This is a genomic window from Streptomyces fuscichromogenes, from assembly GCF_014645815.1.
In the GTDB taxonomy this organism is placed as follows: Bacteria; Actinomycetota; Actinomycetes; order Streptomycetales; family Streptomycetaceae; genus Streptomyces; species Streptomyces fuscichromogenes.
The window spans coordinates 47322-73343 of sequence record NZ_BMML01000024.1; the positions used below are offsets into that span (position 1 = coordinate 47322).

At 72.3% G+C, this 26022-nt stretch carries 18 protein-coding genes; 6 read left to right on the forward strand and 12 right to left on the reverse strand.

Annotation, left to right across the window (positions count from 1 at the left end):
- Positions 1-107 precede the first annotated feature (107 nt).
- Entirely contained in the window at positions 108-704 is a 597-nt protein-coding gene (locus tag IEZ11_RS38315; protein ID WP_189267632.1) for a M48 metallopeptidase family protein, read from the reverse strand.
- 226 nt (positions 705-930) lie between these two features.
- Here IEZ11_RS38315 and IEZ11_RS38320 point away from each other — a divergent pair, with 226 nt between their 5' ends.
- Both IEZ11_RS38320 and IEZ11_RS38325 read left to right on the forward strand, forming a co-directional pair.
- The gene (locus IEZ11_RS38320; protein ID WP_189267633.1) at positions 931-2136 is read left to right on the forward strand and encodes a TOMM precursor leader peptide-binding protein; all 1206 of its coding nucleotides are present in this window, start codon (positions 931-933) and stop codon (positions 2134-2136) included.
- Positions 2129-3508 (forward strand): ABC1 kinase family protein, encoded by a 1380-nt coding sequence (locus IEZ11_RS38325; protein WP_189267634.1) that lies wholly within the window; start codon positions 2129-2131, stop codon positions 3506-3508. The genes IEZ11_RS38320 and IEZ11_RS38325 overlap by 8 nt, the downstream gene beginning before the upstream one ends.
- Before the next feature lie 204 nt (positions 3509-3712).
- On the opposite strand, the gene IEZ11_RS38330 is transcribed toward IEZ11_RS38325, so the two are convergent.
- The 4 genes from IEZ11_RS38330 to IEZ11_RS38345 all read right to left on the reverse strand — a co-directional run bounded on the left by IEZ11_RS38330 (position 3713) and on the right by IEZ11_RS38345 (position 7254).
- Positions 3713-4039, reverse strand: a complete 327-nt coding sequence (locus tag IEZ11_RS38330; protein WP_189267635.1) for a putative WhiB-interacting protein — start codon at positions 4037-4039, stop codon at positions 3713-3715.
- Positions 4036-4404 carry a WhiB family transcriptional regulator gene (locus IEZ11_RS38335; RefSeq protein WP_020119791.1) on the reverse strand — a complete coding sequence of 123 codons (369 nt, stop codon included), beginning with the start codon at positions 4402-4404 and terminating at the stop codon, positions 4036-4038. The genes IEZ11_RS38330 and IEZ11_RS38335 overlap by 4 nt, the downstream gene beginning before the upstream one ends.
- Positions 4405-4576: 172 nt before the next feature.
- A complete protein-coding gene (locus tag IEZ11_RS38340) occupies positions 4577-4894 on the reverse strand; it encodes a hypothetical protein (RefSeq protein ID WP_189267636.1) in 318 nt (105 codons plus the stop codon).
- A gap of 164 nt (positions 4895-5058) precedes the next feature.
- Positions 5059-7254, reverse strand: coding sequence for an ATP-dependent DNA helicase UvrD2 (locus IEZ11_RS38345; protein ID WP_189267637.1), 2196 nt, complete (start codon positions 7252-7254; stop codon positions 5059-5061).
- 207 nt (positions 7255-7461) lie between these two features.
- Between IEZ11_RS38345 and IEZ11_RS38350 the strand changes: the two genes are divergently transcribed.
- On the forward strand, positions 7462-7704 hold the full coding sequence (locus tag IEZ11_RS38350; protein WP_189267638.1) for a mycoredoxin: 243 nt from the start codon (positions 7462-7464) through the stop codon (positions 7702-7704).
- Positions 7705-7737: 33 nt separating this feature from the next.
- Here IEZ11_RS38350 and IEZ11_RS38355 read toward each other — a convergent pair whose 3' ends face one another.
- The 6 genes from IEZ11_RS38355 to IEZ11_RS38380 form a co-directional block, all read right to left on the reverse strand.
- A complete protein-coding gene (locus IEZ11_RS38355; protein WP_189267639.1) occupies positions 7738-8361 on the reverse strand; it encodes a class I SAM-dependent methyltransferase in 624 nt (207 codons plus the stop codon).
- Between the two features lie 13 nt (positions 8362-8374).
- A complete protein-coding gene (gene nudC / locus IEZ11_RS38360) occupies positions 8375-9319 on the reverse strand; it encodes an NAD(+) diphosphatase (protein WP_189267640.1) in 945 nt (314 codons plus the stop codon).
- A 155-nt stretch (positions 9320-9474) separates the two neighbouring features.
- The gene (locus IEZ11_RS38365; RefSeq protein WP_189267641.1) at positions 9475-10878 is read right to left on the reverse strand and encodes a dipeptidase; all 1404 of its coding nucleotides are present in this window, start codon (positions 10876-10878) and stop codon (positions 9475-9477) included.
- Positions 10879-10888: 10 nt separating this feature from the next.
- Positions 10889-14425, reverse strand: coding sequence for an ATP-dependent helicase (locus IEZ11_RS38370; RefSeq protein ID WP_189267642.1), 3537 nt, complete (start codon positions 14423-14425; stop codon positions 10889-10891).
- A 63-nt stretch (positions 14426-14488) separates the two neighbouring features.
- Positions 14489-17788 carry an ATP-dependent helicase gene (locus IEZ11_RS38375; protein ID WP_189267643.1) on the reverse strand — a complete coding sequence of 1100 codons (3300 nt, stop codon included), beginning with the start codon at positions 17786-17788 and terminating at the stop codon, positions 14489-14491.
- Positions 17789-18054: 266 nt separating this feature from the next.
- On the reverse strand, positions 18055-18441 hold the full coding sequence (locus tag IEZ11_RS38380) for an MGMT family protein (RefSeq protein WP_189267644.1): 387 nt from the start codon (positions 18439-18441) through the stop codon (positions 18055-18057).
- A 161-nt stretch (positions 18442-18602) separates the two neighbouring features.
- Between IEZ11_RS38380 and IEZ11_RS38385 the strand changes: the two genes are divergently transcribed.
- The 3 genes from IEZ11_RS38385 to IEZ11_RS38395 all read left to right on the forward strand — a co-directional run bounded on the left by IEZ11_RS38385 (position 18603) and on the right by IEZ11_RS38395 (position 24758).
- On the forward strand, positions 18603-21392 hold the full coding sequence (locus tag IEZ11_RS38385; RefSeq protein ID WP_189267645.1) for a lysylphosphatidylglycerol synthase domain-containing protein: 2790 nt from the start codon (positions 18603-18605) through the stop codon (positions 21390-21392).
- A 62-nt stretch (positions 21393-21454) separates the two neighbouring features.
- Positions 21455-22996 carry an alpha/beta hydrolase gene (locus tag IEZ11_RS38390; RefSeq protein ID WP_189267646.1) on the forward strand — a complete coding sequence of 514 codons (1542 nt, stop codon included), beginning with the start codon at positions 21455-21457 and terminating at the stop codon, positions 22994-22996.
- 205 nt (positions 22997-23201) lie between these two features.
- Positions 23202-24758: an alpha/beta hydrolase gene (locus IEZ11_RS38395; protein ID WP_189267647.1), complete on the forward strand. Its 1557-nt coding sequence runs from the start codon at positions 23202-23204 to the stop codon at positions 24756-24758.
- 65 nt (positions 24759-24823) lie between these two features.
- Here IEZ11_RS38395 and moeZ read toward each other — a convergent pair whose 3' ends face one another.
- The gene (gene moeZ, locus IEZ11_RS38400; RefSeq protein WP_189267648.1) at positions 24824-26002 is read right to left on the reverse strand and encodes an adenylyltransferase/sulfurtransferase MoeZ; all 1179 of its coding nucleotides are present in this window, start codon (positions 26000-26002) and stop codon (positions 24824-24826) included.
- Between the last annotated feature and the right edge of the window lie 20 nt (positions 26003-26022).

Here is a 26022-nt window from a genome sequence, read left to right on the forward strand (position 1 = left end):
AGTGCGTCGCGCCAGGCTAACGGCTAACTCGGACATCGGAAGAAGTCGGTACAGACCCGGTACACAACGGCGCTCAGCGGTCCCGGAGGGAGCGCTCCCGGAGTGTGTCACTCATCACGCGCGCCGGGGGCGTGGGGCAACCGGTCTGCCGCGACCACCCCTTCGAGGTAGCCGCGGGCCCGCTCGGTCCGCGGATACGCCTCCAGCAGCCGCCAGAACCGGGGGCCGTGCCCCGGCACCAGCAGATGCGCCAGTTCATGGCAGAGCACATAGTCGACGACGTACTCGGGCATACCCTGGAGCCGGTGCGAGAGGCGGATGCTGCCCTCGGACGGGGTGCACGAGCCCCATCGGGTGTTCTGGTTGGTGACCCAGCGCACCGAGGCGGGGCGCGCCCGGCCGCCGAAGTACTGGGCCGACAGCCGCTCGGCGCGCTCGGCCAGTTCGGCGTCGCCCAGCACTCGCTTGCTCTCCTGGGCGGCGAGTTTGTTGAGCATGACGGTCACCCAGCGTTTCTCCTCCGCCTCGGACATCCGGGCAGGGATCAGCACGACGGTGCGATCGCCCTCGCGGTACGCGGAAACGGTCCGGCGGCGCCGGGCGCTTCTGCGAACCTCGATCGCGCTCGCCCCCGAGCCGCTGGGCGGCTGGCTCGTCGTGCTGCGCTGTGGCTTTCCGGCGCGGTGCAGTGGGTCGGCGGGCACGCCCCGACGTTACCCGCTGCACATGCGGGAAGTCCCGGGTCCGGGACGGTTCGGTGCCGATCCCCCACCATGCGTTTGATTTGTACGACGAATACCCACTGCCTGTGGACAACTTTCGGCGCCCGCCGGGCAGGCCGGGCATGCTGGCACTCGTCGGCGGAGCGTGACCGGCTCCACCGGCACACGGGGACGTTGTGTGACCTTTCGACAGCTACGGGGGCCCGTCATGCATCCGTTGGTGAAGCCCGCGCTGCGGCGCGGCTGGCGCGATCTCAACACCGTTCAGTTCGGGATGACTCCCGCGCACGCGATGACACTGGGACCGATGGACACGGCGACCGGGAGCTTCCTGGACCTGCTCAACGGCACCCGGGGCCTCGCGCTGCTGCGTGAGGAGGCGCGCCGCATGGACCTGCCGGACGGGCATGTCGACGCGCTGGTGGAGCGGCTGTCCCGCGCCGGGCTCGTCGACGACGCACGCGGCGGCGGGCCACCGGCGCAGGCGCTGCGCGAGAAGCAGGAGGTGCTGGAGCGGCTGCGCCCCGATCTCGCCTCGCTCTCCCTGATCACTCCGGAGCCGGGCGGCGCGATCGGCCGGCTGGCGGCCCGGCGTGCGCTGCGGGTGCGGGTGCAGGGCGCGGGCCGGGTCGGTGTCACGCTGGCCGCGCTGCTGTCGGGCGCGGGCGTCGGCGAGGTCGACGTACGGGACGTGGGCCGCGTTCAGCCATGGGACGTGGCGCCGGGCGGGCTGACCACGGAGGCGATCGGCGAGCGCCGCGACGAGGCCGCGCGCAGAGTCGTCCGCCGGGCGGCCCCGGACCGTCCGCCCCGCCGCCCGGACCCTTCGGCGCAGGAGCCCGGCCTCGCACTGGTGATCATCGCCCCGCGCGACGACGTGCTGGTGCACGCCCCGGACGCGCGCGCCGCCGAACCGCTCATGGCCTCGGGGACCCCGCATCTCTACACGGGTGTCGTGGAGGGGACGGGAGTGGTCGGCCCCCTCGTCCTGCCGGGCGGGACGGGCTGCGCCCGCTGTCTGCACGAGCACCGCACGGACCGGGATCCGGCCTGGCCGCGCCTGATCGCCCAGTGGCGGTCCGGGCAGGCCCGTCGGGTGGGCGCCTGCGATCTGACACTGGCGGCGGCCGTGGCCGGGCTGGCCGCCGCGCACGCCCTGGCCTTTCTCGACGGGGAGTCGCCGGCCGGTGCGGGAGTGCGCTGGGAGGCGTCCGTGCCGGTTCTGCACTGGCACGCGCGGCCGGTCTGGCCGCACCCCGCATGCCCGTGCGGAGCGGCGGAGAAAGCTGAGAGGGAACACTCCTCAACCAACGGGGATCCACACGCGACAATGGTGGTGCAACGGCCGTCGGCGGAGCGACGAGAGCACGCGGACGCGGCACGGCCGACTGGGACTTGGAGGGCGCATGTCTGATCTTCCCCGGAAGGCGGTCACCCGTACCGCCAAGCTCGCCGCGCTCCCGCTCGGCTTCGCCGGCCGGGCGACCTGGGGTCTGGGCAAGCGCATCGTGGGCGAGTCCGCGGAGATCGTCGGCCGGGAGTTGCAACAGCGCACGGCGGAGCAACTGTTCAAGGTCCTCGGCGAGCTGAAGGGAGGGGCGATGAAGTTCGGGCAGGCGCTGTCCGTCTTCGAGTCGGCCCTCCCCGAGGAGGTCGCCGGCCCCTACCGGGCGGCTCTCACCAAGCTCCAGGACGCCGCGCCGCCGATGCCGACCCGCACCGTGCACTCGGTGCTCGCCGCGCGCCTCGGGGAGAACTGGCGTGAGCTGTTCACGGAGTTCGAGGACAAGCCCTCGGCGGCGGCCTCGATCGGCCAGGTGCACCGGGCGGTGTGGCAGGACGGCCGGGTGGTGGCAGTCAAGGTGCAGTACCCGGGAGCGGGCGAGGCCCTGCTGTCCGACCTGGGGCAACTGAGCCGTTTCGCACGCCTCTTGGGGCCGCTGATCCCCGGTATGGACATCAAGCCGCTGATCGCTGAGCTGCGCGACCGGGTCTCCGAGGAGCTGGACTACTCCCTGGAGGCGCAGGCCCAGGCGGCACACGCGGAGGAGTTCGCGGACGATCCCGATGTGGTGGTGCCCGCGGTGGTGCACCAGTGCGACCAGGTCCTGGTCACGGAGTGGATCGACGGGATACCGCTCTCCGAGATCATCTCGGGAGGTACCCAGGAGCAGCGCGACCGGGCCGGTCAGCTCCTGGCCCGGTTCCTGTTCTCGGGCCCGGCCCGCACCGGCCTGCTGCACGCCGACCCGCACCCCGGCAATTTCCGTCTGCTGCCCGGTGCGCCGGAGGACGAGGAGGAGTGGCGCCTGGGCGTGCTGGACTTCGGCACCGTCGACCGTCTCTCCGGTGGCCTGCCCGGTCCGATCGGTGACTCCCTGCGGATGACGCTGGACGGTGACGCCGAGGCGGTCTACGAGCTGCTGTGCACGGAGGGGTTCGTCAAGGAGTCCATAGAGCTGGACCCCGACGCCGTCCTGGACTATCTGCTGCCGATCATCGAACCGGCCCAGGTCGACGAGTTCACGTTCACCCGCAACTGGATGCGCAGCCAGGCGGCCCGCATCGCCGACCCCCGCAACCCCGCCCACCAGCTGGGCAAGCAGCTCAACCTGCCGCCGTCCTACCTCCTGATACACCGGGTGACCCTGAGCACCATCGGGGTGCTGTGCCAGCTGGGCGCGACGGTACGGCTGCGGGAGGAACTGGAGGCATGGCTGCCCGGGTTCGTGCCCGAGGAGGTCGAAGAGGCCGAAGAGGTCGAAGAGGCTGTCGAGGCTCAGTAGGGGGCGTGTCGCAGCGGCTGGGGCTCCTTGCCGGAGCCGCCGTGATCACTGCCTCCGGGAGGACTCGTCACGGCCGACGACAACTCCACGGCGCGGATCCGACGGTACAACGCACCGCGGGGACCGGTCCGTTCGGCCGGACCGGCCCCCGCGGGGAGCTTTCGCCTCCCAGGGTCGGGAGGCCACCGCTTCAGGTGTACTGGGTTACTGCATCACGGCCATGGCGAGTGCACGGCGGGCACGCATCGAGGCGCGCTCGGCCCTGCGCTGCATCCGGCGGGCGGTCGCCAGGCGCATGGCCCGGCGTTCCCGCTCGGCCTCGTGCAGTCGGTCGTGCATATGCGCACGAGCCAAGGCTTCTGGGATGAGTTGCATCTCTCGGGTCCTGTTCTGACGCACGCCGGTGGCGGTACCGGCGGTGGTGAAGTCTGGGATCGCGGAGCCCACTGGCTCGCTGGTGGTCGGCTTCATCGGGGCCTGCTTCTTGGGATCGTGCGTGAGGGGGCGGTCGATCGTTCCGTGGATGTTCATGCCGTGACCGGGTTCTTGCGCGGGCGGCCACGCGGCCGCTTGCGGGCGACGACGACACCCTGGACGAAGAGCTCCCCACCCCAGACGCCCCAGGGCTCACGGCGCTCCTTGGCGCCGGCGAGGCAGGCCTCCATCAGCGGGCAGGTGCGGCAGAGGGACTTGGCGTACTCGACGTCGGCCGGCGACTCGGCGAAGAAGACCTCCGGGTCGTAGGAGCGGCAGGGGACGGGTACGCCGAGGTTCTCGATGGCGTCGTCGAGCGCGGTGAGCGCGGTGAGCGGGATCAAGGTGGAGTCCTCCGTGAGGCCGGGCGGGGGGATCGTTTCGGAAGGCGGTACGGACGGGGCGTGCGCTTCGAGTTGCACGGTTGGTCTTCCTCGTCTGGTCGTGCCGGTCGGGTTGGACCGGTTGGCGGCTGGTACCGGGTTCTGCTCTTGCCCCGAGGCCCCTTCGCTCCGCTCTCCCTGTCGAGGGAAAACAGAAGGGCCGCGGATCCCGGATGGGGTTCCGCGGCCCTGAAGGCGCCGGCCTGATCAATCAGGCTGGATCACTCCAGGGTTCTGGCCCACGGAAGGCCCACATCAGGTGGTGCTGCGTCGTCTGCTGCCGGTTTCCGGCACCGGTCGCGGTAAAGGCATAGGCCTTGGCCTCTGCTGCTACTGCTTCCAGTGCCTTCGTCGGTCGCTCATTGCGCTCACGGACAGGAAGACCCGCGAGAGAAACGGAGGACGCCGGACGCACGGCGGAAATGCCGGACAGACCGGTGCCCAGGTTCGAGACGCCGAGCAGGCACACGGAGACGGCCGAGAGATCGGTCATTTTGGCCGCGCTGATGTTGGTCTTGATGCTGATCACTGGACTCGCCTCCTCTCGGCGTCTAGGGGACCGGTGTTGAGCCGATCCGCTTGGATATGCAAGTACAACACGGAACCGGGCCTTCGAGAAGGCCGCCGCTTCCGTGCCTAGAACCTATGGGGATTGCTGGGGCATGCGCAAACTATTTTTTCGACGAGTTCGCCTCAGTCCCCCTTTTCTTCTCCCTCGGGGTGCTGGCCTGCGCAGATGGCCAGAACATCGGCTCCGTAACGGTTGAGCTTGCGCATCCCGACACCGGGGATGCGGGCCAGCTCGCGGTCGTCGCCCGGGGCGCTCTCGGCGATGGCCATCAGCGTCCTGTCGGTGAAGACGCAGAAGGCGGGCTGACCGCTGAGCCGGGCCTGGTCCGCACGCCACTCGCGTAGCCGTTCGTAGAGTCCCTCGTCCATGTCGGACGGGCAGCCGTCACAGCGCATCAGTTTCATCTCGCCGGCGTCGGTCAGCGTGCGCCCGCAGACCCGGCAGCGGGCGGGGGTGCGCTGGGTGCGCCGGGGCGCGGCCGCGGGGCCGCCGGTGAAGCCGCGTTCGACGCCTCCGCCACCGGCGTTGCCGGCCCGGCCGACGGTGCCGGTGGAACCGGGGCGCAGACCGTCCAGGAAGCGGCTGGGTCTGCGGCCGGGTCTGCCGCCGGGGGTGCGGGAGAGGGACCAGGAGACATGGAGCCGTTCCCTGGCGCGGGTCACGCCCACATAGAGGAGACGGCGCTCCTCCTCGATCTGTTCGTCGGTCTTCGCATAGGTGATCGGCATCATGCCCTCGGCGACGCCGACCAGGAAGACGACGTCCCACTCCAGGCCCTTCGCCGAGTGCAGGGAGGCGAGGGTGACGCCCTGGACGGTCGGGGCGTGCTGGGCCCCCGCGCGCTCGTCGAGTTCGGCGACGAAGTCGGCGAGGGTGGCGGCGGGTCGGCCCACGGCGACGTCATGGGCCAGGTTGACCAGAGCGGCCAGCGACTCCCAGCGTTCCCGGACCGCTCCGGAGCCGGCCGGGGGCTCGGTGGTCCAGCCCTCCCCGGAGAGGACCGCGCGTACCTGGGAGGGCAGGTCCACGGTGTCGTCGAGCAGCGCGTCGTTGCCGCCGAAGCGGGCGGCGGCGCGCAGGGCGACGCCCGCCTTGCGGACCTCGGGCCGGTCGAAGAACCGCTCGGCACCGCGCAGCTGGTAGGGCACTCCGGCGTCGGCGAGGGCCTGCTCGTACGTCTCTGACTGGGCGTTGGTGCGGAACAGCACGGCGATCTCGGCGGCCGGCACCCCGGCGCCGACCAGCTCCCGGATGCGGCGGGCGGCGCCCTCGGCCTCGGCGGGCTCGTCGGTGAACTCGGTGTACACGGGCTCGGGTCCGGCGGGGCGTTGGGAGACCAGCTCCAGACGGTGGTCCGCGGCGCGGCCGCTGGCCTGGGCCAGCAGACCGTTGGCGAGGCGGACGACCTGGGGTGTGGAGCGGTAGTCGCGGACCAGCTTGACGACGGTGGCCCCGGGGTGGCGGGTGCGGAAGTCCAGCAGATGGTCGGGGGTTGCTCCCGTGAACGAGTAGATGGTCTGGCTGGCGTCGCCGACGACGCACAGGCTGTCGCGGTCGCCGAGCCACAGCTCCAGCAGCCGCTGCTGGAGCGGGCTGACGTCCTGGTACTCGTCGACGACGAAGTGCTGGTACTGGGCGCGGACCTGTTCGGCGATGTCGTGCCGGTCCTGGAGGATGCCGACGGTCAGCAGCAGGACGTCCTCGAAGTCGATCACGGAGCGGTCGCGCTTGAGATCCTCGTAGACCGAGTAGAGCTGGGCGATCTCTGCGGGGTCGCGGGGGGCCTCCCGGCCGGCCTTCACGGCTGCGAGGGGATAGTCGGCGGGGACGGTCCGGGTGACCTTGGACCACTCGATCTCGGCGGTGACGTCCCGCAGCTCGCCCCGGTCGAGGCGGATGCGGCAGGCGGCGGCCGCGTCGGCGACGAGCTGGATCTTGCGGTCGACGAGCCGAGGCAGGGATCCACCGATCGCTTTCGGCCAGAAGAACTGGAGCTGGCGCAGCGCGGCCGAGTGGAAGGTACGGGCCTGCACGCCCTGGGCGCCGAGCTGGCGCAGCCGGCCGCGCATCTCCCCGGCGGCGCGGTTGGTGAAGGTGACGGCGAGCACGCTGGACGGCTGGAGGATGCCTGCCCGCACCCCGTAGGCGATCCGGTGGGTGATCGCCCGGGTCTTGCCGGTACCGGCTCCGGCCAGCACGCACACGGGACCGCGCAGGGCGGTCGCCACCGCGCGCTGCTCGGGGTCGAGCCCTTCGAGCACCGCGTCGGCAGAGTCCGGTACCGGCGGGAAGAGGGAGGAGTGCGTTGCTGCTGTCACATGGCCATGCTGCCAGGTCGCCGGAGACGGCTGCGCCGGTTGTCCACAGGCAGCCCCACGCAGTCGTACTTATGCGGCAGGCGTCCCTCGGGGCCGGCTTGCGCGGCAGGCGTCCCTCGGGGCCGGTGCCGCGGGAATGGCGGACGGGTCCGCTACGTTCCCTTCCTGGACGACCTTCCCCCGACCTGCCGAAGGAGTGCGAGCGAGATGCAGGGCACTGTGACGATGTACAGCACCACGTGGTGCGGCTACTGCCGCCGGCTGAAGAGCCAGATGGACCGCGAGGGCATCGCGTACACCGAGATCAACATCGAGCAGGACCCGGAGTCGGCCGCGTTCGTGGAGAAGGCGAATGGCGGAAACCAGACGGTCCCCACGGTGCTCTTCGCCGACGGCTCGACGCTGACGAACCCGTCGCTGGCCCAGGTGAAGCAGAAGGTCAGCGCGTAGGTCTCGCTCGCACGAGGCGGTTCCTGATCCTGTTCAGGGACCGCCTTCGCGCGTTCCGCCCGGCTTGTCCCACACCAGGGTGTAGCGCCACAGCAGCCGGCGCCGGAACCGGCGGCCGGGGAGCAGGTGCGCGGTGGCCCGCCGGACCTCTCCCCAGTGCATGGCGGAGTCCTCGACGGGCATCCCCCGCGGAGCCCGCTTGCCGCCCCGCAGACGTGTGTTCCACCGGCTCGCGGGGACTCCGCAGCCGCTGATCACCCAGTCCAGCGGGGTGTGGTTGTAGGCCATGCCGACGACGACCAGCCGGCCGCCGGGCGCGAGCAGCGCCACCAGTCGGTCGATCGCGTCGTCGAAGGGGGCGTGGTGGATGACGGCGACCGCGCTGACGAAGTCGTAGCCCTCCTGGTCGAGGGCGGTGCCGTCGAGGTAGTCGGCCTCCAGGAAGGTGACGCTCCCGGCGGCCCGCCTGCGTGCCTGCCTGATCATCTCCGCCGACCGGTCCACGCCGGTCACCGACTCCGCCCTGGTCGCGAGCTTGGCGGCCAGCACGCCGTCGCCGCAGCCGACGTCCAGGGCGGTGCGGCAGCCTTCCGGTACCGCGTCCAGCACCACGGGGTGGTAGTGGACGTTGTGGTTCCAGTACTCCTCCGCGGTCATGACGGCCGTCTTCTCAGACGAAGCTCCTCGTCGGCAGCGGCTTGCCGTACCACATCTCGATCAGCCGGGCCGCGATCGAGATGCCGTACGGCGGCAGGACGTCGCCGGACTCGAAGGCGGCACCCAGCTCGTCGCGGGAGAACCAGCGGGCCTCGTGGATCTCGTCGCCGTCGACGTCGATCTCGGTCGAGGTCGCGCGGGCCATGAAGCCGAGCATCAGGCTGGACGGGAACGGCCAGGGCTGGCTGGCGACGTACTCGACCGGGCCGACGGTGATCCCGGCCTCCTCGAAGACCTCGCGGCGCACCGCCTGCTCGATGGACTCTCCGGGCTCCACGAAACCGGCGAGCGTGGAGAAGCGGCCTTCGGGCCAGTGCACCTGGCGGCCGAGCAGGATGCGGTCGTCCTCGTCGGTGACGGCCATGATCACGGCGGGGTCGGTGCGCGGGTAGTGCTCGGCGCCGCAGGCCGGGCAGCGGCGGATGTGGCCGGCGGCGGCGATGACCGTGCGCTCGCCGCAGCGGGAGCAGAAGCGGTGGGTGCGCTGCCAGTTCTCCAGGCCGACCGCGTGCACCATGAGGCCCACGTCGCGCGGTGACAGCAGCAGTCCGGCCTCGCGCAGGCCCGCGGGGCGTGCGGACTGGTCGATGCGGCCGGGCAGGGCGTCCTTCTGGAGCGCGAAGTAGCTGACTCCGTCCTCGTCGGTGCCGAGGAAGTAGCGGTGTGCCTCGGTGAGGGGGGCCTCGAACGAGGGCGTCATGACGAGTTCGGTGCGGCCGTCGGGCGTCTCGTCGATGAGGACCTGGCCGCCGGAGACCACGAAACAGCGGGTGTCGGGGTGGCTCCACGCCGCCGCGAGCCAGGCCTCGTCGAGCCGGTGGTGGGCGGCGCGGTCGATGCCGCTCGGGGCGGTGAGCGAAATCGGGCGGTCGGCGGTGTGGTCGGTCCAGGTGGTCACGGGTGCTTCCAACTCCCCCAGTGCAACGGATGTTTCAACGGGCGGTTCAGCGGGACGTAGGGCGGCAGGAGACCGGGTCGGACGGGGGCGGGGCGGACGGGGCGGTCCTTCCAGTGTGCCCCGTCGGCGATGGCGCCCCGGACGACGTCGGTGGCTCAGGGCGCACGGCGCCAGTTCTCGGCGAGGTCGCCCCACAGGTAGGCGCTGGTCTCGACGCCTTTGAGGAGGAGGTCCAGCTCGACCTTCTCGTTCGGGGCGTGCCAGCCGTCGGAGGGGACGGAGATGCCCAGGAAGAGGACGGGTGCGCCCAGGACGTCCTGGAGGTCCGCGGCGGGCCCCGAGCCACCCGAACGGGTGAACCGGACCGGTCCCTCGAAGGCCCGGCCCATGGCTCGGGCCAGCGACTGGAGACCTGGGTGGTCGAGCGGGGTCAGGCACGGGCGGGTGGCCGGCAGGAAGGTGATCTCGGCGCGGATCCCGGCGGGGATCCGCTCGGCGGCCCAGGCGCGGACGATCTTCTCCACGTGGTCGGGGTCCTGCCCGGCGACCAGCCGGAACGACAGCTTCAGCAGCGCCGAGGACGGAATGATCGTCTTGCTGCCGGGGCCCTGGTAGCCGCCGCCGATGCCGTTGACCTCGGCGGTGGGGCGGGCCCAGACGCGCTCCAGGGTGGTGTGCCCGGCCTCGCCCTCGGTGGCGTACGAGTGCGCTTCGCGCAGCCAGCTCTCCTCGTCGAAGGGCAGCTCGGCCCAGAGCTGCCGCTCGCGGTCGCTCAGCTCCACGATGCCGTCGTAGAAGCCGGGGATCGCCACGCGCGCGTGCTCGTCGTGCAGCGCGGCGACGAGACGGGCGGCGACGGTGGCCGGGTTGGGGACGGCGCCGCCGAAGGCACCGGAGTGGATGTCCTGGTCGGGGCCGTGCAGGACGATCTGGCACTCGGCGAGCCCGCGCATGCCGGTGCACACCGTGGGGGTGTCCTCGGACCACATACCGGTGTCGGAGACGATCACGGCGTCGGCGGCGAGCCGGTCCGCGCGGTCCTCGACGAGGGCACGGAAGTGCGGGGAGCCGGACTCCTCCTCGCCCTCGATCAGCAGCTTCAGGTTGACCGCGGGGGCGGTGCGGCCGGTGGCGGCGAGGTGGGCGCGGACGCCGAGTGTGTGGAAGAACACCTGGCCCTTGTCGTCGGCCGCCCCGCGCGCGTAGAGGCGGTTCTCCCGGACGACGGGCTCGAAGGGGTCGGTGTCCCAGCCGTCCTCGCGGGCGGCGGGCTGGACGTCGTGGTGGCCGTAGACGAGGACCGTGGGTGCCTCGGGGTCGTCGGCGGGCCACTCGGCGAAGACGGCCGGGGCGCCCGGTGTCTCCCAGACCTCGGCGGTCGGGAAGCCGGTCTCCGTGAGTCTGGCGGCGAGCCAGTCGGCGCTGCGGCGTACATCGGCGGCGTGGTCGGGCTGGGCCGACACGGAGGGGATGCGCAGCCATTCGGCGAGGTCGTCGAGGAAGGCGGCGCGATGCTGCTCGATGTACGTACGGACGGCGCTGTCCGGGGTCTGGCTCATGGTCACGAGCCTATCGGCCCGGACCGACATCCTCGGCGGGCGATTCGTCACACTCGGTTTGTCCGACGATCAGTCTTTCCAGGCCGGCCCGGTCCGGCAGACTGTCGGGTCGTTCGACCTCGCCGGTGCGCACGTGCACGAACGCGACCGTGACCGACTCGGGCGGCACGCCCTGCTGCTCGGCCCAGCCGATCCGGTAGATCGCCAGCTGGAGCGGGTCCGCGGCGCGGGTGCGGCTGGTCTTCCAGTCGACGATCTCGTAGGTCGCGCCGTCCTCGTGGTCCGTCCGGTAGACGGCGTCGATACGGCCTCTGACGACCCGGCCCGCGAGGGCGAGCTGGAAGGGGGCCTCGACACGGTAGGGCGTGCGGTGCGCGTACTCGGTGCGTTCGAAGGCCTCCTTGAGTGCTTCGAGGTCGCGTTCGTCGGCGATCTCGGCGTCACTGCCGGGCAGTTCGTCGGGCTCCAGCATGGGCAGCATGAGTTCCTCGAAGCGCGCCTCGACCCAGGCGTGGAACCGGGTGCCCCGGCGCGCGGCCGGTTGCGGAGGGCGTGGCATGGGGCGCGCGAGTTCCTGTGCGAGCCCGTCCGGGTCCTCGGCCAGCCGCATCAGCTGGGTGGCGGAGAGGGTGGCCGGCAGCGGGACGTCGGTGACGTTCCGGCGGGCGCGCAGCAGTTCGCCGGTGAGCGCGTCGAGGTCGCGGTCCCAGGACGCGACCGCGCGGGCCTCCTCGGGGGTGAGGAGGGTGCCCTCGGCGTCCGGCACGCGCGCGCGTCCGGGTCCGGGTACGGATTCGGCGTCGGGTTCCGGGATGTGCTCGTGCGCCGGCGTGCGTGGGGGCGTGCGCTCGGCGGGCGTGAGCTGGTGCGGGACCGTGGGGCGGTCGCTGCTCCAGGAGTCCCAGTCGGCGGAGTCCGTGTCCGGCAGGGCGTCCTCGTAGGGGTCGGGTTCCTCGTCCTCGGGCGGCGGGGGCCAGTCCGGGTCCTCGACGACGGCCGGGTCGTGTGCGGCGGGAGCGTCTCCCCCGGTTCCGGCCGTGAGCGCGTCCAGGTGGGCGAGCACGGTCTCGGCGGCCGCGCGGCGGCGGGCCAGGGCGGCCGCGTCCAGGGGCAGCGGCCACACCTGGTCGGCGCCCGCCGTGTGCAGGGCGGGGTTCTCCTCGCCGTCCTCCGGTTCGTCGGCCCAGGCCTCGATCTCGCCGTAGCCGGCGGCACAGTGGCCGTACAGGTCCTTGAGGAAGTCGGACGGGCCGCGCGGCTTCTTCTGGTTGGGGCCCCACCAGTGACCGGAGCCGAGGAGCAGCGAGCGGGGGCGGGTGAAGGTGACGTAGCCGAGGCGGAGTTCCTCGGTGTGCTGGTGGTCCTTCATGGCCTCGTGGAAGGCCTTCATGCCGCGCGAGTCCCAGGCCTCGACGTCGGGCAGGGTGGCGGTGTCGCCGCGCAGGGCGTGCGGGAGCACCTTGGCCTGGGCGGTCCACTTCTCGCGCCCCTGGCTGCTCGGGAAGGTGCCCTTGACCAGTCCGGGGACGGCGACGACGTCCCACTCCAGGCCCTTGGACTTGTGCGCGGTGAGGACCTTGACGGTGTTCTCGCCGCCGGGCAGGGCGTTGTCGAGGCCCTTCTCGTACTGGGCGGCGGTGCGCAGGAAGCCGAGGAAGGCGAGCAGCGTCGCCTCCTGGTCGCCGGCCGCGAAGGAGGCGGCGACGTCCAGGAAGTTGGACAGGGTCTCGCGGCGGCGGGCGGCCAGCGCGTGCGGGGAGGCCGACAGCTCCACCTCCAGGCCGGTGACCGCGAGGACCCGGTGCAGGACGTCCATCAGCGGGTCGGACAGGGAGCGGCGCAGCTCGCGCAGCTCGGTGGCGAGGCGGGCGAACCGCACGCGCGCGTCCGGGGAGAACGGCAGCCCGTCGTCCCCCTGTCCGAGCCGGTCGCCGTCGAACGGCAGCTCCAGGAACGTGTCCAGGGCGTCCGCGAGGGATATCACCTCGGCGGGGTCGACCCCTTCGACGGCCTCGGCGAGCCTGCGGTCCGGGGCGTCGGCGTCGCCCACGCGCGCGTGGGTCACCAGCAGCCGGGCGCGGCGGCCGAGGAGGGCGAGGTCACGCGGGCCGATGCGCCAGCGCGGGCCGGTCAGCAGCCGGACCAGGGAGGCGTTGGCGCCCGGGTCCTGGAGCACCTCGCAGACGGCGACGAGGTCGGCGACCTCTGGCAGGTGCAGCAGCCCGGAGAGGCCGACCACCTCGACCGGGACGTCACGGGCGACGAGGGCGCCCTGGATCTCCGCGAAGTCGGTCGCCGTACGGCACAGGACCGCGATCTCGGCGGGCGCCGTGCCGGTGCGGACGAGGTGGGCGACCGAGTCGGCGATCCACTCCATCTCCTCGGCGTGGGTGCGCAGCAGGGCGCAGCGGACCATGCCGTCGCGTTCCGCGCCCGGGGCGGGGCGGAGGGCCTCCACGCCCGCGTGCATGGCGCGCAGCGGCTCGGCGAGGCCGTTGGCGAGGTCGAGGAGGCGGCCGCCGCTGCGGCGGTTCTCGCTGAGCGCCTGGCGGGTGGCCGGGCGCCCGTCGGCGTGCGCGAAGTGCTCGGGGAAGTCGTCCAGGTTGGCGACGGAGGCGCCGCGCCAGCCGTAGATGGCCTGGCAGGGGTCGCCGACCGCGGTCACCGGGTGCCCGGTGCCGGCGCCGAACAGGCCCGCCAGCAGCACCCGCTGGGCCACCGAGGTGTCCTGGTACTCGTCGAGGAGCACGACCCGGAACTCGTCGCGCAGCAGCCGGCCCACCTCGGCGATGCCGGCCAGCGCCGCGGACAGCGCGATCTGGTCGCCGAAGTCGAGCAGGTCCCGCTCGCGCTTGGCGGCCCGGTAACGGACGACGAGTTCGGCCAGTTCGCGGCGGGCGGCGGCCGCCTCGGGGACCTTGCGCAGGTCGGCGTTGCCGAGCTTGACCGCTGCCAGGGTGTTCAGCAGACCGGCGTCCCAGGCCCGCAGGTCCTCGGGGCTCACCAGGTGTTCGGCGAGCTCGGAGTCGAGAGTGAGCAGGTCGCTGACCAGGTCGGCGAAGGAGCGGGTGAGGGCCGGGTAGGGGCCGGGGGCCTCGCGCAGCACGCGCGCGGCGAGCTGGTAGCGGGTGGCGTCGGCGAGCAGCCGGGAGGTCGGCTCCAGGCCGATGCGCAGGCCGTGGTCGGTCAGCAGCCGCCCCGCGAAGGCGTGGTAGGTGGAGATGACCGGCTCGCCGGGCGGGTTGTCCGGATCGATGACGTCGGGGTCGGTGACACCGGCCCTGACGAGCGCCTTGCGGACGCGTTCGGCCAGCTCACCGGCCGCCTTGTTGGTGAAGGTCAGGCCGAGGACCTGTTCCGGGGCCACCTGTCCGGTGCCGACCAGCCAGACCACGCGGGCCGCCATCACCGTCGTCTTGCCCGATCCGGCCCCGGCCACGATCACCTGCGGGGCGGGCGGCGCGGTGATGCAGGCCGTCTGCTCCGGGGTGAACGGGATGCCCAGGAGCTCCTTGAGCTGCTCGGGGTCGGTGATACGGGCGGACATGAGGAGAGAGGCTAGCGGCGGGCACTGACAATCGGCGAAACGGCGCAATCGATGACACAGCGCTCACTCCACCACGTGCCGCCCCTCCGGCCGCGCGCTGCACGAGGCGCGGAAGGCGCAGTGGGTGCAGTGCTGGCCGGTGGTCGGCGCGAAGCGTTCGTCGAGGACCTTGCCGGCGGCGTCGGCCAGCAGTTCTCCGACCCACTCCCCCTCCAGCGGCTCCTGTGCCTGCACCTTGGGCAGGGTCTCGCCGCCGTCGCGCTGGGCGGCGCCCTGTCTGAGGTGGACCAGTTCGGCGCCGCCGGGCTCGGGCCGTACGCCGTCGAAGGCTTCGTCGACGGCGCCCTCGCGGACCGCGAGCTGGTAGACGGCGAGCTGGGGGTGGCGGGCCACCTCGGCCGCGCTGGGCGCCTGTTTGCCGGTCTTGAAGTCGACGACGTACGCGCGGCCCTCGCCGTCCGCCTCCACACGGTCCATCTGGCCGCGGATGCGTACCTCGTAGTCGCCTGCTTCGAGGGTGACGTCGAAGTCCTGCTCGCTGGCCACCGGGGTGCGTGCGGTGCCGTCCAGGACGTGCCACTTCAGGAAGCGTTCGAGCGCCACGCGCGCGTTGTCCTTCTCCTGCGCCGACTTCCAGGGCGCGTCGAAGGCGAGCGCGTTCCACACCGACTCCAGCCGCTCCATGAGGACGGCGAGGTCGGCGGGGGTGCGTCCGGAGGCGACCTCGTCGGCGAGGACGTGCACCACGTTTCCGAAACCCTGGGCGGTGGTGGCGGGCGCGTCGGCCTTCACCTCGCGGCCCAGGAACCACTGGAGTGAGCAGGTGTTGGCGAGCTGGTCGAGGGCGCTGCCGGAGAGCACCACGGGCTGGTCGCGGTCGCGCAGCGGCACCTTGCTCTCGGTCGGTTCGAACATGCCCCACCAGCGGTAGGGGTGGGCGGACGGCACCAGGGGGCGGCCGTCCTCGTCGGCGAGCGCGGCCAGCCGGGCCAGGCGGCGGGCGGCGGCCTCCCGCAGCGCGTCGGACGCGCGCGGGTCGACGGTGGTCGCGCGCAGCTCGGCGACCAGGGCGGCCACCGCGAGCGGGCGGCGGGGCCGGCCGGTGACGTCCTGGGGTTCGACGCCCAGTTCGTTGAGGAACCGGGAGGGCTGGTCGCCGTCGTCCGCGGGGGCCTTCACGGCGGTGACGACGAGGCGTTCACGCGCGCGCGTGGCGGCGACGTAGAACAGGCGGCGCTCCTCGGCGAGCAGCGCGCCCGGGGTGAGCGGTTCGGCCAGTCCGTCGCGGCCGATGCGGTCGGCCTCCAGGAGCGAGCCGCGGCGGCGCAGGTCCGGCCACCGGCCCTCCTGGACGCCCGCCACGACGACCAGCCGCCACTCCAGCCCCTTGGCGCGGTGCGCGGTCAGCAGACGGACGGCGTCGGGGCGTACCGCGCGGCCGGCGAGGGTGTCGGCGGCGATGTCCTCGGCCTCGATCTCCGCCAGGAAGTTCAGCGCGCCCCGGCCGCCGCTGCGCTCCTCCGCGCGGGCGGCGGTGGCGAACAGGGCGCACACGGCGTCCAGGTCACGGTCGGCGTTGCGGCCGGCCGCGCCGCCGCGGCGGGCCGCCCGCTCCAGGCGCGAGGGCCAGGGCGTGCCGTTCCACAGGACCCACAGCGCCTCCTCGGCCGTACCGCCGTCCGTCAGGCGCTCCCGGGCCCGGCCGAGCAGCGCGCCGAGCCGCTGCGCCCCGCGCGCGTACCCGGGGTCGTGGACGGCCAGGCGCTCGGGCTCGGCGAGCGCCCGCGCGAGCAGTTCGTCGGACGGGGGCGGGAGCGCGTTGCCGGCCGTCCGCTCCTCGTCGCGCAGGGCGCGGCCCAGGCGGCGCAGATCGGCCGCGTCCATGCCGGCGAGGGGGGAGCCGAGCAGGGTGAGCGCGGTCTCGGTGCCGAGCCAGCAGGCACCCTCCGCCGCGTCCCCGTCGCGCGCGGCTTCCGCCTCCGCGACCGCCCGCAGCGCGGTCAGCAGGGGCGCGACCGCCGGTTCGTGGCGCAGCGGCATGTCGTCGCCGTCGATGTCCAGGGGCACGCCGGCCGCGGTGAGGGCACGGCGGACCGTCGGGATGGTGTGGGACCCGGCGCGCACCAGGACGGCCATGTCGCTCCAGCGGACGCCGTCCTCCAGGTGCGCCCGGCGCAGGATGTCGGCGATGTTGTCCAGCTCGGTGCCGGACGTCGGGTACGTGTACGCCTCGACACGGCCGCCGTCCCGCGCGGCGGTCAGCTCGCGGTGCGCGCGCACCTTGTCGGCGGGCAGCCGGGTCAGCGGCATCCGCTGGGTCAGCAGGCGGGTCGCGGCCAGCAGGCCGGCCCCGGAGCGGCGGGCCGTACGCAGCACCTGCACCGGGGCCGGGCGGCCGTCCACGCGCGCGAAGGCCGACGGGAAGTCCAGGATGCCGTTCAGGTCGGCCCCCCGGAACGTGTAGATCGACTGGTCCGGGTCGCCGAACGCGACCAGCGTGCGGCCGCCGCCGGCCAGGGCATGCAGCAGACGTACCTGGGCCGGGTCGGTGTCCTGGTACTCGTCGACGTACACGGCGTCGTAGCGGCCCGCCAGGTCAAGGGCGACCTCGGGGCGGTGGGCGAGCAGCACCGCGCGGTGGACGAGTTCGGCGTAGTCGAGGACGCCCTGGAGGTCGAGGACGTCGAGGTACTCGGCGAGGAAGGCGGCCGCCGCCCGCCAGTCGGGGCGGCCGATACGGCGGGCGAAGGCGTCCAGGGCGGCCGGGTCCAGGCCCAGTTCACGGCTGCGGGCGAGGACCGCGCGGACCTCGTCGGCGAAGCCGCGGGTGGTGAGGCAGGCGCGCAGGTCGTCGGGCCAGCGCAGGTGGTCCAGCCCGAGCCGCTCCAGGTCGGGCTGACCGGCCAGCAGGTCGCGGACGGCCACGTCCTGCTCGGGGCCGGACAGCAGCCGCAGCGGGTCCACGAACAGCCCGCTGTCCTGGTGGGCGCGGACCAGGGCGTAGCAGTACGAGTGGAAGGTGGTCGCGCGCGGCGCGCGGGCCGCGCCCACCCGCAGGGCCATCCGGTCGCGCAGTTCGACGGCGGCCTTGCGGCTGAACGTCAGCACCAGGATCCGCTCGGGGTCCTCGCCGCGGGCGATCCTCGCGGCCACGGACTCCACCAGAGTGGTGGTCTTGCCGGTGCCGGGGCCCGCGAGGACGAGCAGCGGGCCGGATCCGTGGTCAACCACGGCGCGCTGTGCGGCGTCCAGACGAGGGGGATCCACGTCGGCCGGCGGGGTACGGACCAGGCGGTAAGCGCCACGGGTCCCCTGCCGCACCTGGGGGTGCGGCAGGCGCCTGGTGGAGGAAGAGGAGCTCACGTGGTTCGCCGGTCCTGGTGGGTGTGCTGGTCGGTTCGCGGTCGCGCGTGCGCAGAGGTGGCCACGGGGTGAGCGGGACACGCGCAGCCGACGCTACGCCCACGAACCGGACGGAAGCAGGGCTTCCGATTCTTCCCGTCCGCCCCTGGCGGCACGTGCGGCACGCGCACCGCACATCTCACGAACGTACGTCATGCCACGGACGTCCCCGATGTCGCTCGTACGGGCCACAGGTTCCCCCCGAGGGCCTCCGATGGCGGAAGCTGTCAGGTGTGAGCCCCCGCGTCCGCGTCGCCGTCCCACCGCGCCCGCCTCATGTCGAGCCGCGGCAGATGGCCCTCCGCGGCCCTGCTCGCCTCCTTCAGCGGGGTGCCCTCGGCGCGGTAGTGCTCCAGCGCGCCCAGCTCGTGCCCCGGGAGCAGCGCCCCGTCGGCGCGCACCACCCGCCACCACGGGACCGCACCGCCGTAGAGGGACATCACCCGCCCGACCTGGCGCGGCCCTCCCTCCTCCAGCCACTCCGCGACGTCGCCGTACGTCATCACGCGACCGGGCGGGATCCGCTCGGCGACCTCCAGGACCCGCTCGGCGTACTCGGGCAACTCGTCCGCGTACCCCTCTCGGGTGTCCTCGGGAAGGCTCTGCTCGCTCATTCGCCTCATCCTGCCGCACCTCACCGACAGTCCGCGCGGTCCGCGGCAGGGCTCCGCCTCGCCCTCTCGCGGTGCTTGGGGCAGACTGTGCGCCCCCGCATCTGCACCCTGATGCCCCCGGGTGTCGGTGGGGCATGCCACCATCGTGCGGGCGGTGACTGGTGATACGAGATCAAGAAGAGACGACCGAGCAGCAGGGCGTGCCCCCCGAGAGCGGGGCGGGCACCTCTGGCGCCGCCGCACGCCCGGACCCGCCCGAGTCCGACACCGCACGCCCGGAAACCGGACGCACGGACACCCCGCAGCCGGCCGTCGCCGCCCCTGACGCCGTCGAAGCGGAAGCGGAGCCGGAGACCGAGGCAGAACACGTGTGCGACGAAACGCACACCGACGAGGTGGAGGGCGACGAACCGCTGCTCCCCGCGCGCGTGCACCGCCCCTCCGACCTCATGCGGCTCCTGGTCGGGGTGCTCGGCATCGCCGTGCTGCTCGGCATCGCCGCGTTCGCGCACGGCACCACCTCCGGACTCGAACAGGACATCAACAAGGGCACCGGACAGGCCCCCGACCTGCTGATCAGGTTCGCGGGACTGGCCTCCAGCATCGCGATCCTGCTGGTCCCGGTGGCGTTCGCGATCGAGCGGCTGATCAAGCGGGACGGACTGCGCATCGCCGACGGCGTGCTCGCGGCCGTCCTCGCGCACGGCGTGACCCTCGCCACCGACCTGTGGGTGGCCAGAGCCGCCCCGGGCTCCATCCAGGAGGCGCTGACCCAGCCCTCCCCCGGCGACATCCACGCCCTCACCGACCCGGTGCACGGCTATCTCGCGCCCGTCATCGCCTACATGACGGCCGTCGGCATGTCCCGGCGGCCGAGATGGCGCTCGGTGCTGTGGATCGTGCTGCTGCTCGACGCGTTCTCCATGCTCGTCACCGGCTACACGACACCGTTCTCGATCATCCTCACGGTGCTGATCGGCTGGACCGTCGCCTACGGCACCCTGTACGCCGTCGGCTCCCCCAACGTCCGCCCCACCGGACGGACCCTGCTGGCCGGCCTCAGGCACGTCGGCTTCCACCCGGTCGGCGCGGCCCGCGAGGAGGCCCTGGACACCGAGAACGGCGACCGGGGCCGACGCTACTTCGTCACCCTGGAGGACGGCCCGCCGCTGGACGTCACGGTCGTCGACCGGGAACAGCAGGCCCAGGGCTTCTTCTACCGCGCGTGGCGCAACCTGACCCTGCGCGGCTTCGCCACCCGCTCCAGCCTGCAGTCCCTGCGCCAGGCCCTGGAGCAGGAGGCACTGCTGGCGTACGCGGCGATCGCGGCCGGCGCCAACGCGCCCAAGCTGATCGCCACCTCCGAGCTGGGCCCCGACGCCGTGATGCTCGTCTACGAGCACACCGGTGGCCGCACGCTCGACTCGCTGGCCGACGAGGAGATCACCGACGAACTGCTGCGCCACACCTGGCACCAGGTGCAGGCGCTGCAGTCGCGCCGGATCGCGCACCGAAGGCTCGCGGGCGACGCCATCCTGGTGGATCGTTCCGGCACGGTGATCCTCACCGACCTGCGCGGCGGCGAGATCGCGGCCGGTGAACTGCTGCTGCGCATGGACATCGCCCAGCTGGTCACCACGCTCGGTCTGCGGGTGGGCGCCGAGCGGGCGGTGGCCTCGGCGGTCGGCGTCCTCGGACCCGACGCCGTCGCCGACTGTCTGCCGATGCTCCAGCCGATCGCGCTGACCCGCTCCACGCGCGCGACACTGCGCAGACTGGCCAGGGAGCGTGCCCAGCGCGAGCGGGACGCGGTCCTGGAGGCGTCCCGGCAGGCCAAGCAGGCCCGCGCGGAGGAGGCCGAGAAGCCCGACAAGAAGACGGTGCGCGCCGAGCAGCGGGCCGAGAAGCGCGCCCTGGACGACGCGCTGGAGGAAGCCCGCGAGGAGGACCTGCTCACCCAGATCCGGCACCAGGTGCTGCGGATCAGACCGCAGGCGCCCGTCGAGCCGGCCCGGCTGGAGCGGGTGCGACCGCGCACGCTGATCAGCGTCTTCGCCGGCGCGATCGGCGGGTACTACCTGCTGACCCAGCTCACCCACATCGAGTTCGGCCCCCTGGTCGCGAACGCCCAGTGGGGCTGGGTGATCGCCGCGGTGCTGTTCTCGGCGCTCAGCTACGTCGCCGCGGCGATGGCGCTACTCGGGTTCGTGCCCGAGCGGGTGCCCTTCGTACGGACCGTGGCGGCGCAGGTCGCCGGGTCGTTCGTGAAGATCGTGGCACCCGCCGCGGTCGGCGGGGTGGCCCTCAACACGCGCTTCCTGCAACGCGCGGGCGTGCGCCCCGGGCTCGCGGTGGCGAGCGTCGGCGCCTCACAGCTGTTCGGGCTGGGCTGTCACATCCTCATGCTGCTGTCGTTCGGCTATCTGACGGGCACCGAGAAGACGCCTTCGCTGTCGCCGTCCCGCACGGTCATCGCGGGCCTGCTGACCGTCGCCGTCCTGGTCCTCGTGGTGACCTCGGTGCCGTTCCTGCGGAAGTTCGTCAGCACGCGCGTGCGGTCGCTCTTCGCGGGTGTCGTGCCGCGCATGCTGGACGTGCTCCAGCGGCCGCAGAAGCTCGTCACCGGCATCGGCGGCATGCTGCTGCTGACCGCCTGCTTCGTGATGTGCCTGGACGCCTCCATCCGCGCGTTCGGCGACCAGTCGACCTCGCTCAGCATCGCCAGCGTCGCCGTCGTCTTCCTCGCCGGCAACGCGCTCGGCTCCGCGGCGCCGACCCCGGGCGGCGTCGGCGCGGTCGAGGCGACCCTGACCGTCGGCCTGATCGCCATCGGCCTCCCCAAGGAGGTCGCGGCGCCCGCCGTCCTGCTGTACCGGCTGCTGACCCTGTGGCTGCCGGTCCTGCCGGGCTGGCTGGCCTTCAACCACCTCTCCCGCAAGGGCGCGCTCTAGAGCCGTACCTCGGACGGCTCGCGCCCCGCGCGCGTGACCGTGCGCGACCTCAGGATGGGATCATGCCGAACCCCTTCCGGATCCGTTTCGCAGCCCTGGCCGCCGCTCTGGCACTGTCCTGCCTGCCGACCGGGTGCGGCGACGGCTCCAAGGACGGGGATCTGACGGCGCAGAAGCTGGACTGGAAGAACTGCCCGGCGCCCGACGAGGCCGAGGGCGGCGGCGACTCGCCGTCACCGCTGCCCGGTGGCGCCACCTGGCAGTGCGCGACCATGAGGGCGCCCCTGGACTGGTCGAAGCCGAAGGGCGCCACCATCGGCCTCGCCCTGATCCGGGCCAGGGCCAGCGGCGACGCGAGCAGGCGGATCGGCTCGCTGATCTTCAACTTCGGCGGGCCCGGCGGCAGCGGCGTCACCACGCTCCCCGCGTTCGGCGACGACTACGCGGCCCTGCGCACCCGCTACGACCTGGTCAGCTTCGACCCACGCGGTGTCGGCCGCAGCGATCCGGTGGAGTGCGAGAACGACACCCAGCTCGACGACTACTTCCAGCAGGACGCGACGCCCGAGACCAGCGCCGAGCGCACCCAGCTGATCAACCGCACCAAGCAGTTCAACGCCGCCTGCGAGAAGAACTCCAGGACGATCCTGCCGCACGTCCGCACCACCGACGCGGCCCGCGACATGGACCTGATGCGCCAGGTCCTCGGCGACAGCAAGATGCACTACTTCGGCATCTCCTACGGCACCGAACTCGGCGGCGTCTACGCCCACCTGTTCCCGAAGAACGTGGGCCGGGCCGTCTTCGACGGCGTCGTCGACCCCACCCAGGACCCGGAGCAGAGCTCGCTCGGGCAGGCGAAGGGCTTCCAGCTCGCGCTCGACAACTTCGCCGAGGACTGCACGTCGAAGACGACGGAGTGCCCGATCGGCGACACCCCGCAGGACGTGAAGGACCGTATCGCCAAGCTCCTCGCGGACCTCGGCAAGAAGCCGATCCCGGGCATCCTGCCCCGCCAGCTCACCGAGTCCGCCGCCACCAACGGCATCGCGCAGTCCCTGTACTCCAAGGACTTCTGGGAGTACCTCACCGAGGGGCTCGAAGAGGCGTACGACGGCGACGGGAAGATCCTGATGCTGCTGTCCGACTCGATGAACGGCCGCAGCCAGAACGGCGAGTACAGCAACATCACGGCGGCGAACATCGCCATCAACTGCGCCGACGAGAAGCAGCGGTACACCGCCGACTACGTCCAGCAGAAACTGCCCGAGTTCCGCGCCGCCTCCCCGCTGTTCGGCGACTACCTCGCCTGGTCCATGGTCAGCTGCACGGACTGGGCGGTGCCGGGCGCCGCCGACCATCCCGACGTCAGCGCGCCCGGGTCGGCGCCGATCCTGGTCGTGGGCAACACGGGTGATCCGGCCACGCCGTACGAGGGCGCGCAGAAGATGGTGGAGGCGCTCGGGAACGGCGTCGGGGTCGAGCTGACGTACAAGGGCCAGGGGCATGGGGCGTACGACAGCAAGGACAAGTGCGTGCAGGGTGCCGTGAACGGCTATCTGCTGGAGGGGACGGTGCCGAAGGCGGGGACGGTCTGTGCGTAGTCGCCTGCGGCTTCGTCGTAGCTGGTCGCGCCCCGCGGCGGAGCCGCATGTCGAACACAGCCCCGCGCCCCTGACGGGGCACTGTAAACACGCAGGTCAGCAGGTTATCCACAGGCTGAAACGGCCTCGGCCCGATCCGCCTACTATGGCCTGACCGCTCTCCCGCAACGAATGCGCGGAGAGCCTGTGTGGGGGGTGTGCGCGCATGTCGCGATATGTACGGTGGGCGGCCGCTGTTGCCGCGGGGCTGCTCGTGGCCGGGTGCAGCAGCGGTTCGTCGGGCGGGGGCCAGGACGAGGGGAAGGCCTCGGCCGGGCAGCCCTCGGCCGCCACGTCCACCGCGACGGGCTCGGCGGCCCTGCCGGCCTCCCTCACCTCCCAGAAGCTCGACTGGAGCCGCTGCAAGGCCACTTCGGACTCCGCCGCGCCCGGGGACGAGTGGCGCTGCGCGACGCTCAGGGTGCCGTTGGACTGGTCGAAGCCGGACGGGCGGACGATCGGGCTGGCGCTGATCCGGGAGCAGGCGAGCGGGGGTTCGGGAAAGCGGATCGGCTCACTGCTGTTCAACTTCGGCGGACCGGGCGGCTCCGGCGTCTCGACGATGCCGTACTACGCCTCCACCGTCTCCGCACTGCGCGAGCGGTACGACCTGGTGAGCTGGGACCCGCGCGGGGTGGGGGCCAGCGAGGGGATCCGCTGCCGCAGCGACAAGGACATCCAGAGCGCCGAGTCGATCGACGCGACACCGGACACCGCGGCCGAGGAGACGGCGTACCTCCAGGACGCCGCCGACTTCGGCAAGGGCTGCGAGAAGGCCGCCGGCACACTCATCGCGCATGTCTCGACGACCGACACGGCCCGCGACATGGACCTGATGCGCCAGGTCCTCGGCGACAGCAGGATGCACTACTTCGGCATCTCCTACGGCACCGAACTCGGCGGCGTCTACGCCCACCTGTTCCCGAAGAACGTGGGGCGGCTGATCCTGGACGCGGTGGTGGACCCCACGGCCGACTCGGTCGGCCAGGAGAAGAACCAGGCCGCCGGCTTCCAGCGGGCCCTGGACGACTACCTCAAGTCCACCGGCCAGGACCCGGAGCAGGGCTCGCAGAAGATCGTCGACCTGCTGACCCGGCTCGACGCCACGCCGCTGCCCACGTCGTCCGGGCGGAAGCTGACCCAGACCCTCGCCATCACCGGCATCGTCCTGCCGCTGTACAGCCAGGACAGCTGGCCGACGCTGACCAGCGCGCTCAAGGCGGCCGAGGAGGGCGACGGCTCGGAGCTGCTGTCACTCGCCGACCAGTACAACGAGCGGGACTCCTCGGGGCACTACGGCACGACCACGCACTCCCAACGGGTCATATCGTGCCTCGACGACAAGGAGCGGCCGACGCTCGCGCAGACGAAGAAGCGGCTGGCGGAATTCGAGAAGATCTCGCCCGTCTTCGGGGACTTCCTCGGCTGGGACTCGGCGGGCTGGTGCCACGACTGGCCGGTGGCGGGGCAGTGGGACACCCCGGACGCGAGCGCACCGGGCGCGGCCCCGATCCTGCTGGTCGGCAACACCGGCGACCCGGCCACCCCGTACGAGGGCGCCCGGAAGATGGCCGACGAACTGGGCAAGGGGGTCGGCGTCGAGCTGACCTGGAAGGGCGAGGGCCACGGCGCGTACGGCAGCGGCAGCGACTGCGTGGACTCGACGGTGAACGCGTACCTGTTGGACGGCACGGTCCCGAAGGACGGCAAGGTCTGCTCATGACGCAGGGCGGGGGTCCGGGCGCGTGTCGTGCCGCCCGGAGCCCCCGCCCTGCGCGGAGCCTGTGCTCAGTAGACCGGCTTCTCGGGCTCGATCTGGTTGACCCAGCCGATCACGCCGCCGCCGACGTGAACCGCGTCCGCGAAGCCCGCGGACTTCAGGACCGCGAGGACCTCCGCGCTGCGGACACCCGTCTTGCAGTGCAGGACGATCTTCTTGTCCTGGGGCAGGCCCTCCAGGGCGGTGCCGAGCAGGAACTCGTTCTTCGGGATCAGCTTGGCGCCGGGGATGGAGACGATCTCGTACTCGTTCGGCTCGCGGACGTCGATGATCTCGATGTTCTCGCCCTCGTCGATCCACTCCTTGAGCTGCTTGGGAGTGATCGTCGAGCCGGCGGCCGCCTGCTGGGCCTCCTCGGAGACGACGCCGCAGAAGGCCTCGTAGTCGATGAGCTCGGTGACGGTCGGGTTCTCGCCGCACACCGCGCAGTTCGGGTCCTTGCGGACCTTGACCTGGCGGTACTGCATCTCCAGGGCGTCGTAGATCATCAGACGGCCGACGAGGGGCTCACCGGTGCCGGTGAGGACCTTGATGGCCTCGGTGACCTGGATGGAGCCGATGGACGCGCACAGCACGCCCAGGACGCCGCCCTCGGCACAGGAGGGGACCATGCCCGGCGGCGGGGGCTCCGGGTAGAGGCAGCGGTAGCAGGGGCCGTACTCGGACCAGAAGACCGAGGCCTGGCCGTCGAAGCGGTAGATGGAGCCCCAGACGTACGGCTTGTTCAGCAGCACGCAGGCGTCGTTCACCAGGTAGCGGGTGGCGAAGTTGTCCGTGCCGTCGACGATCAGGTCGTACTGGCTGAAGATGTCCATCACGTTCTCGGCCTCGAGCCGCTCTTCGTGCAGGATCACGTTCACGTACGGGTTGATGCCGAGGACGGAGTCGCGGGCGGACTCGGCCTTGGAGCGGCCGATGTCGGCCTGGCTGTGGATGATCTGGCGTTGCAGGTTCGACTCGTCGACCTCGTCGAACTCCACGATGCCAAGGGTGCCGACGCCCGCGGCGGCCAGGTACATCAGCGCCGGCGAGCCCAGGCCGCCGGCGCCCACACAGAGCACCTTGGCGTTCTTCAGCCGCTTCTGCCCGTCCATCCCCACGTCGGGGATGATCAGGTGGCGGGAGTACCTGCGGACCTCGTCTACGGTGAGCTCAGCAGCTGGCTCGACCAGGGGTGGCAGCGACACGGGGACTCCGTTGATCGGTC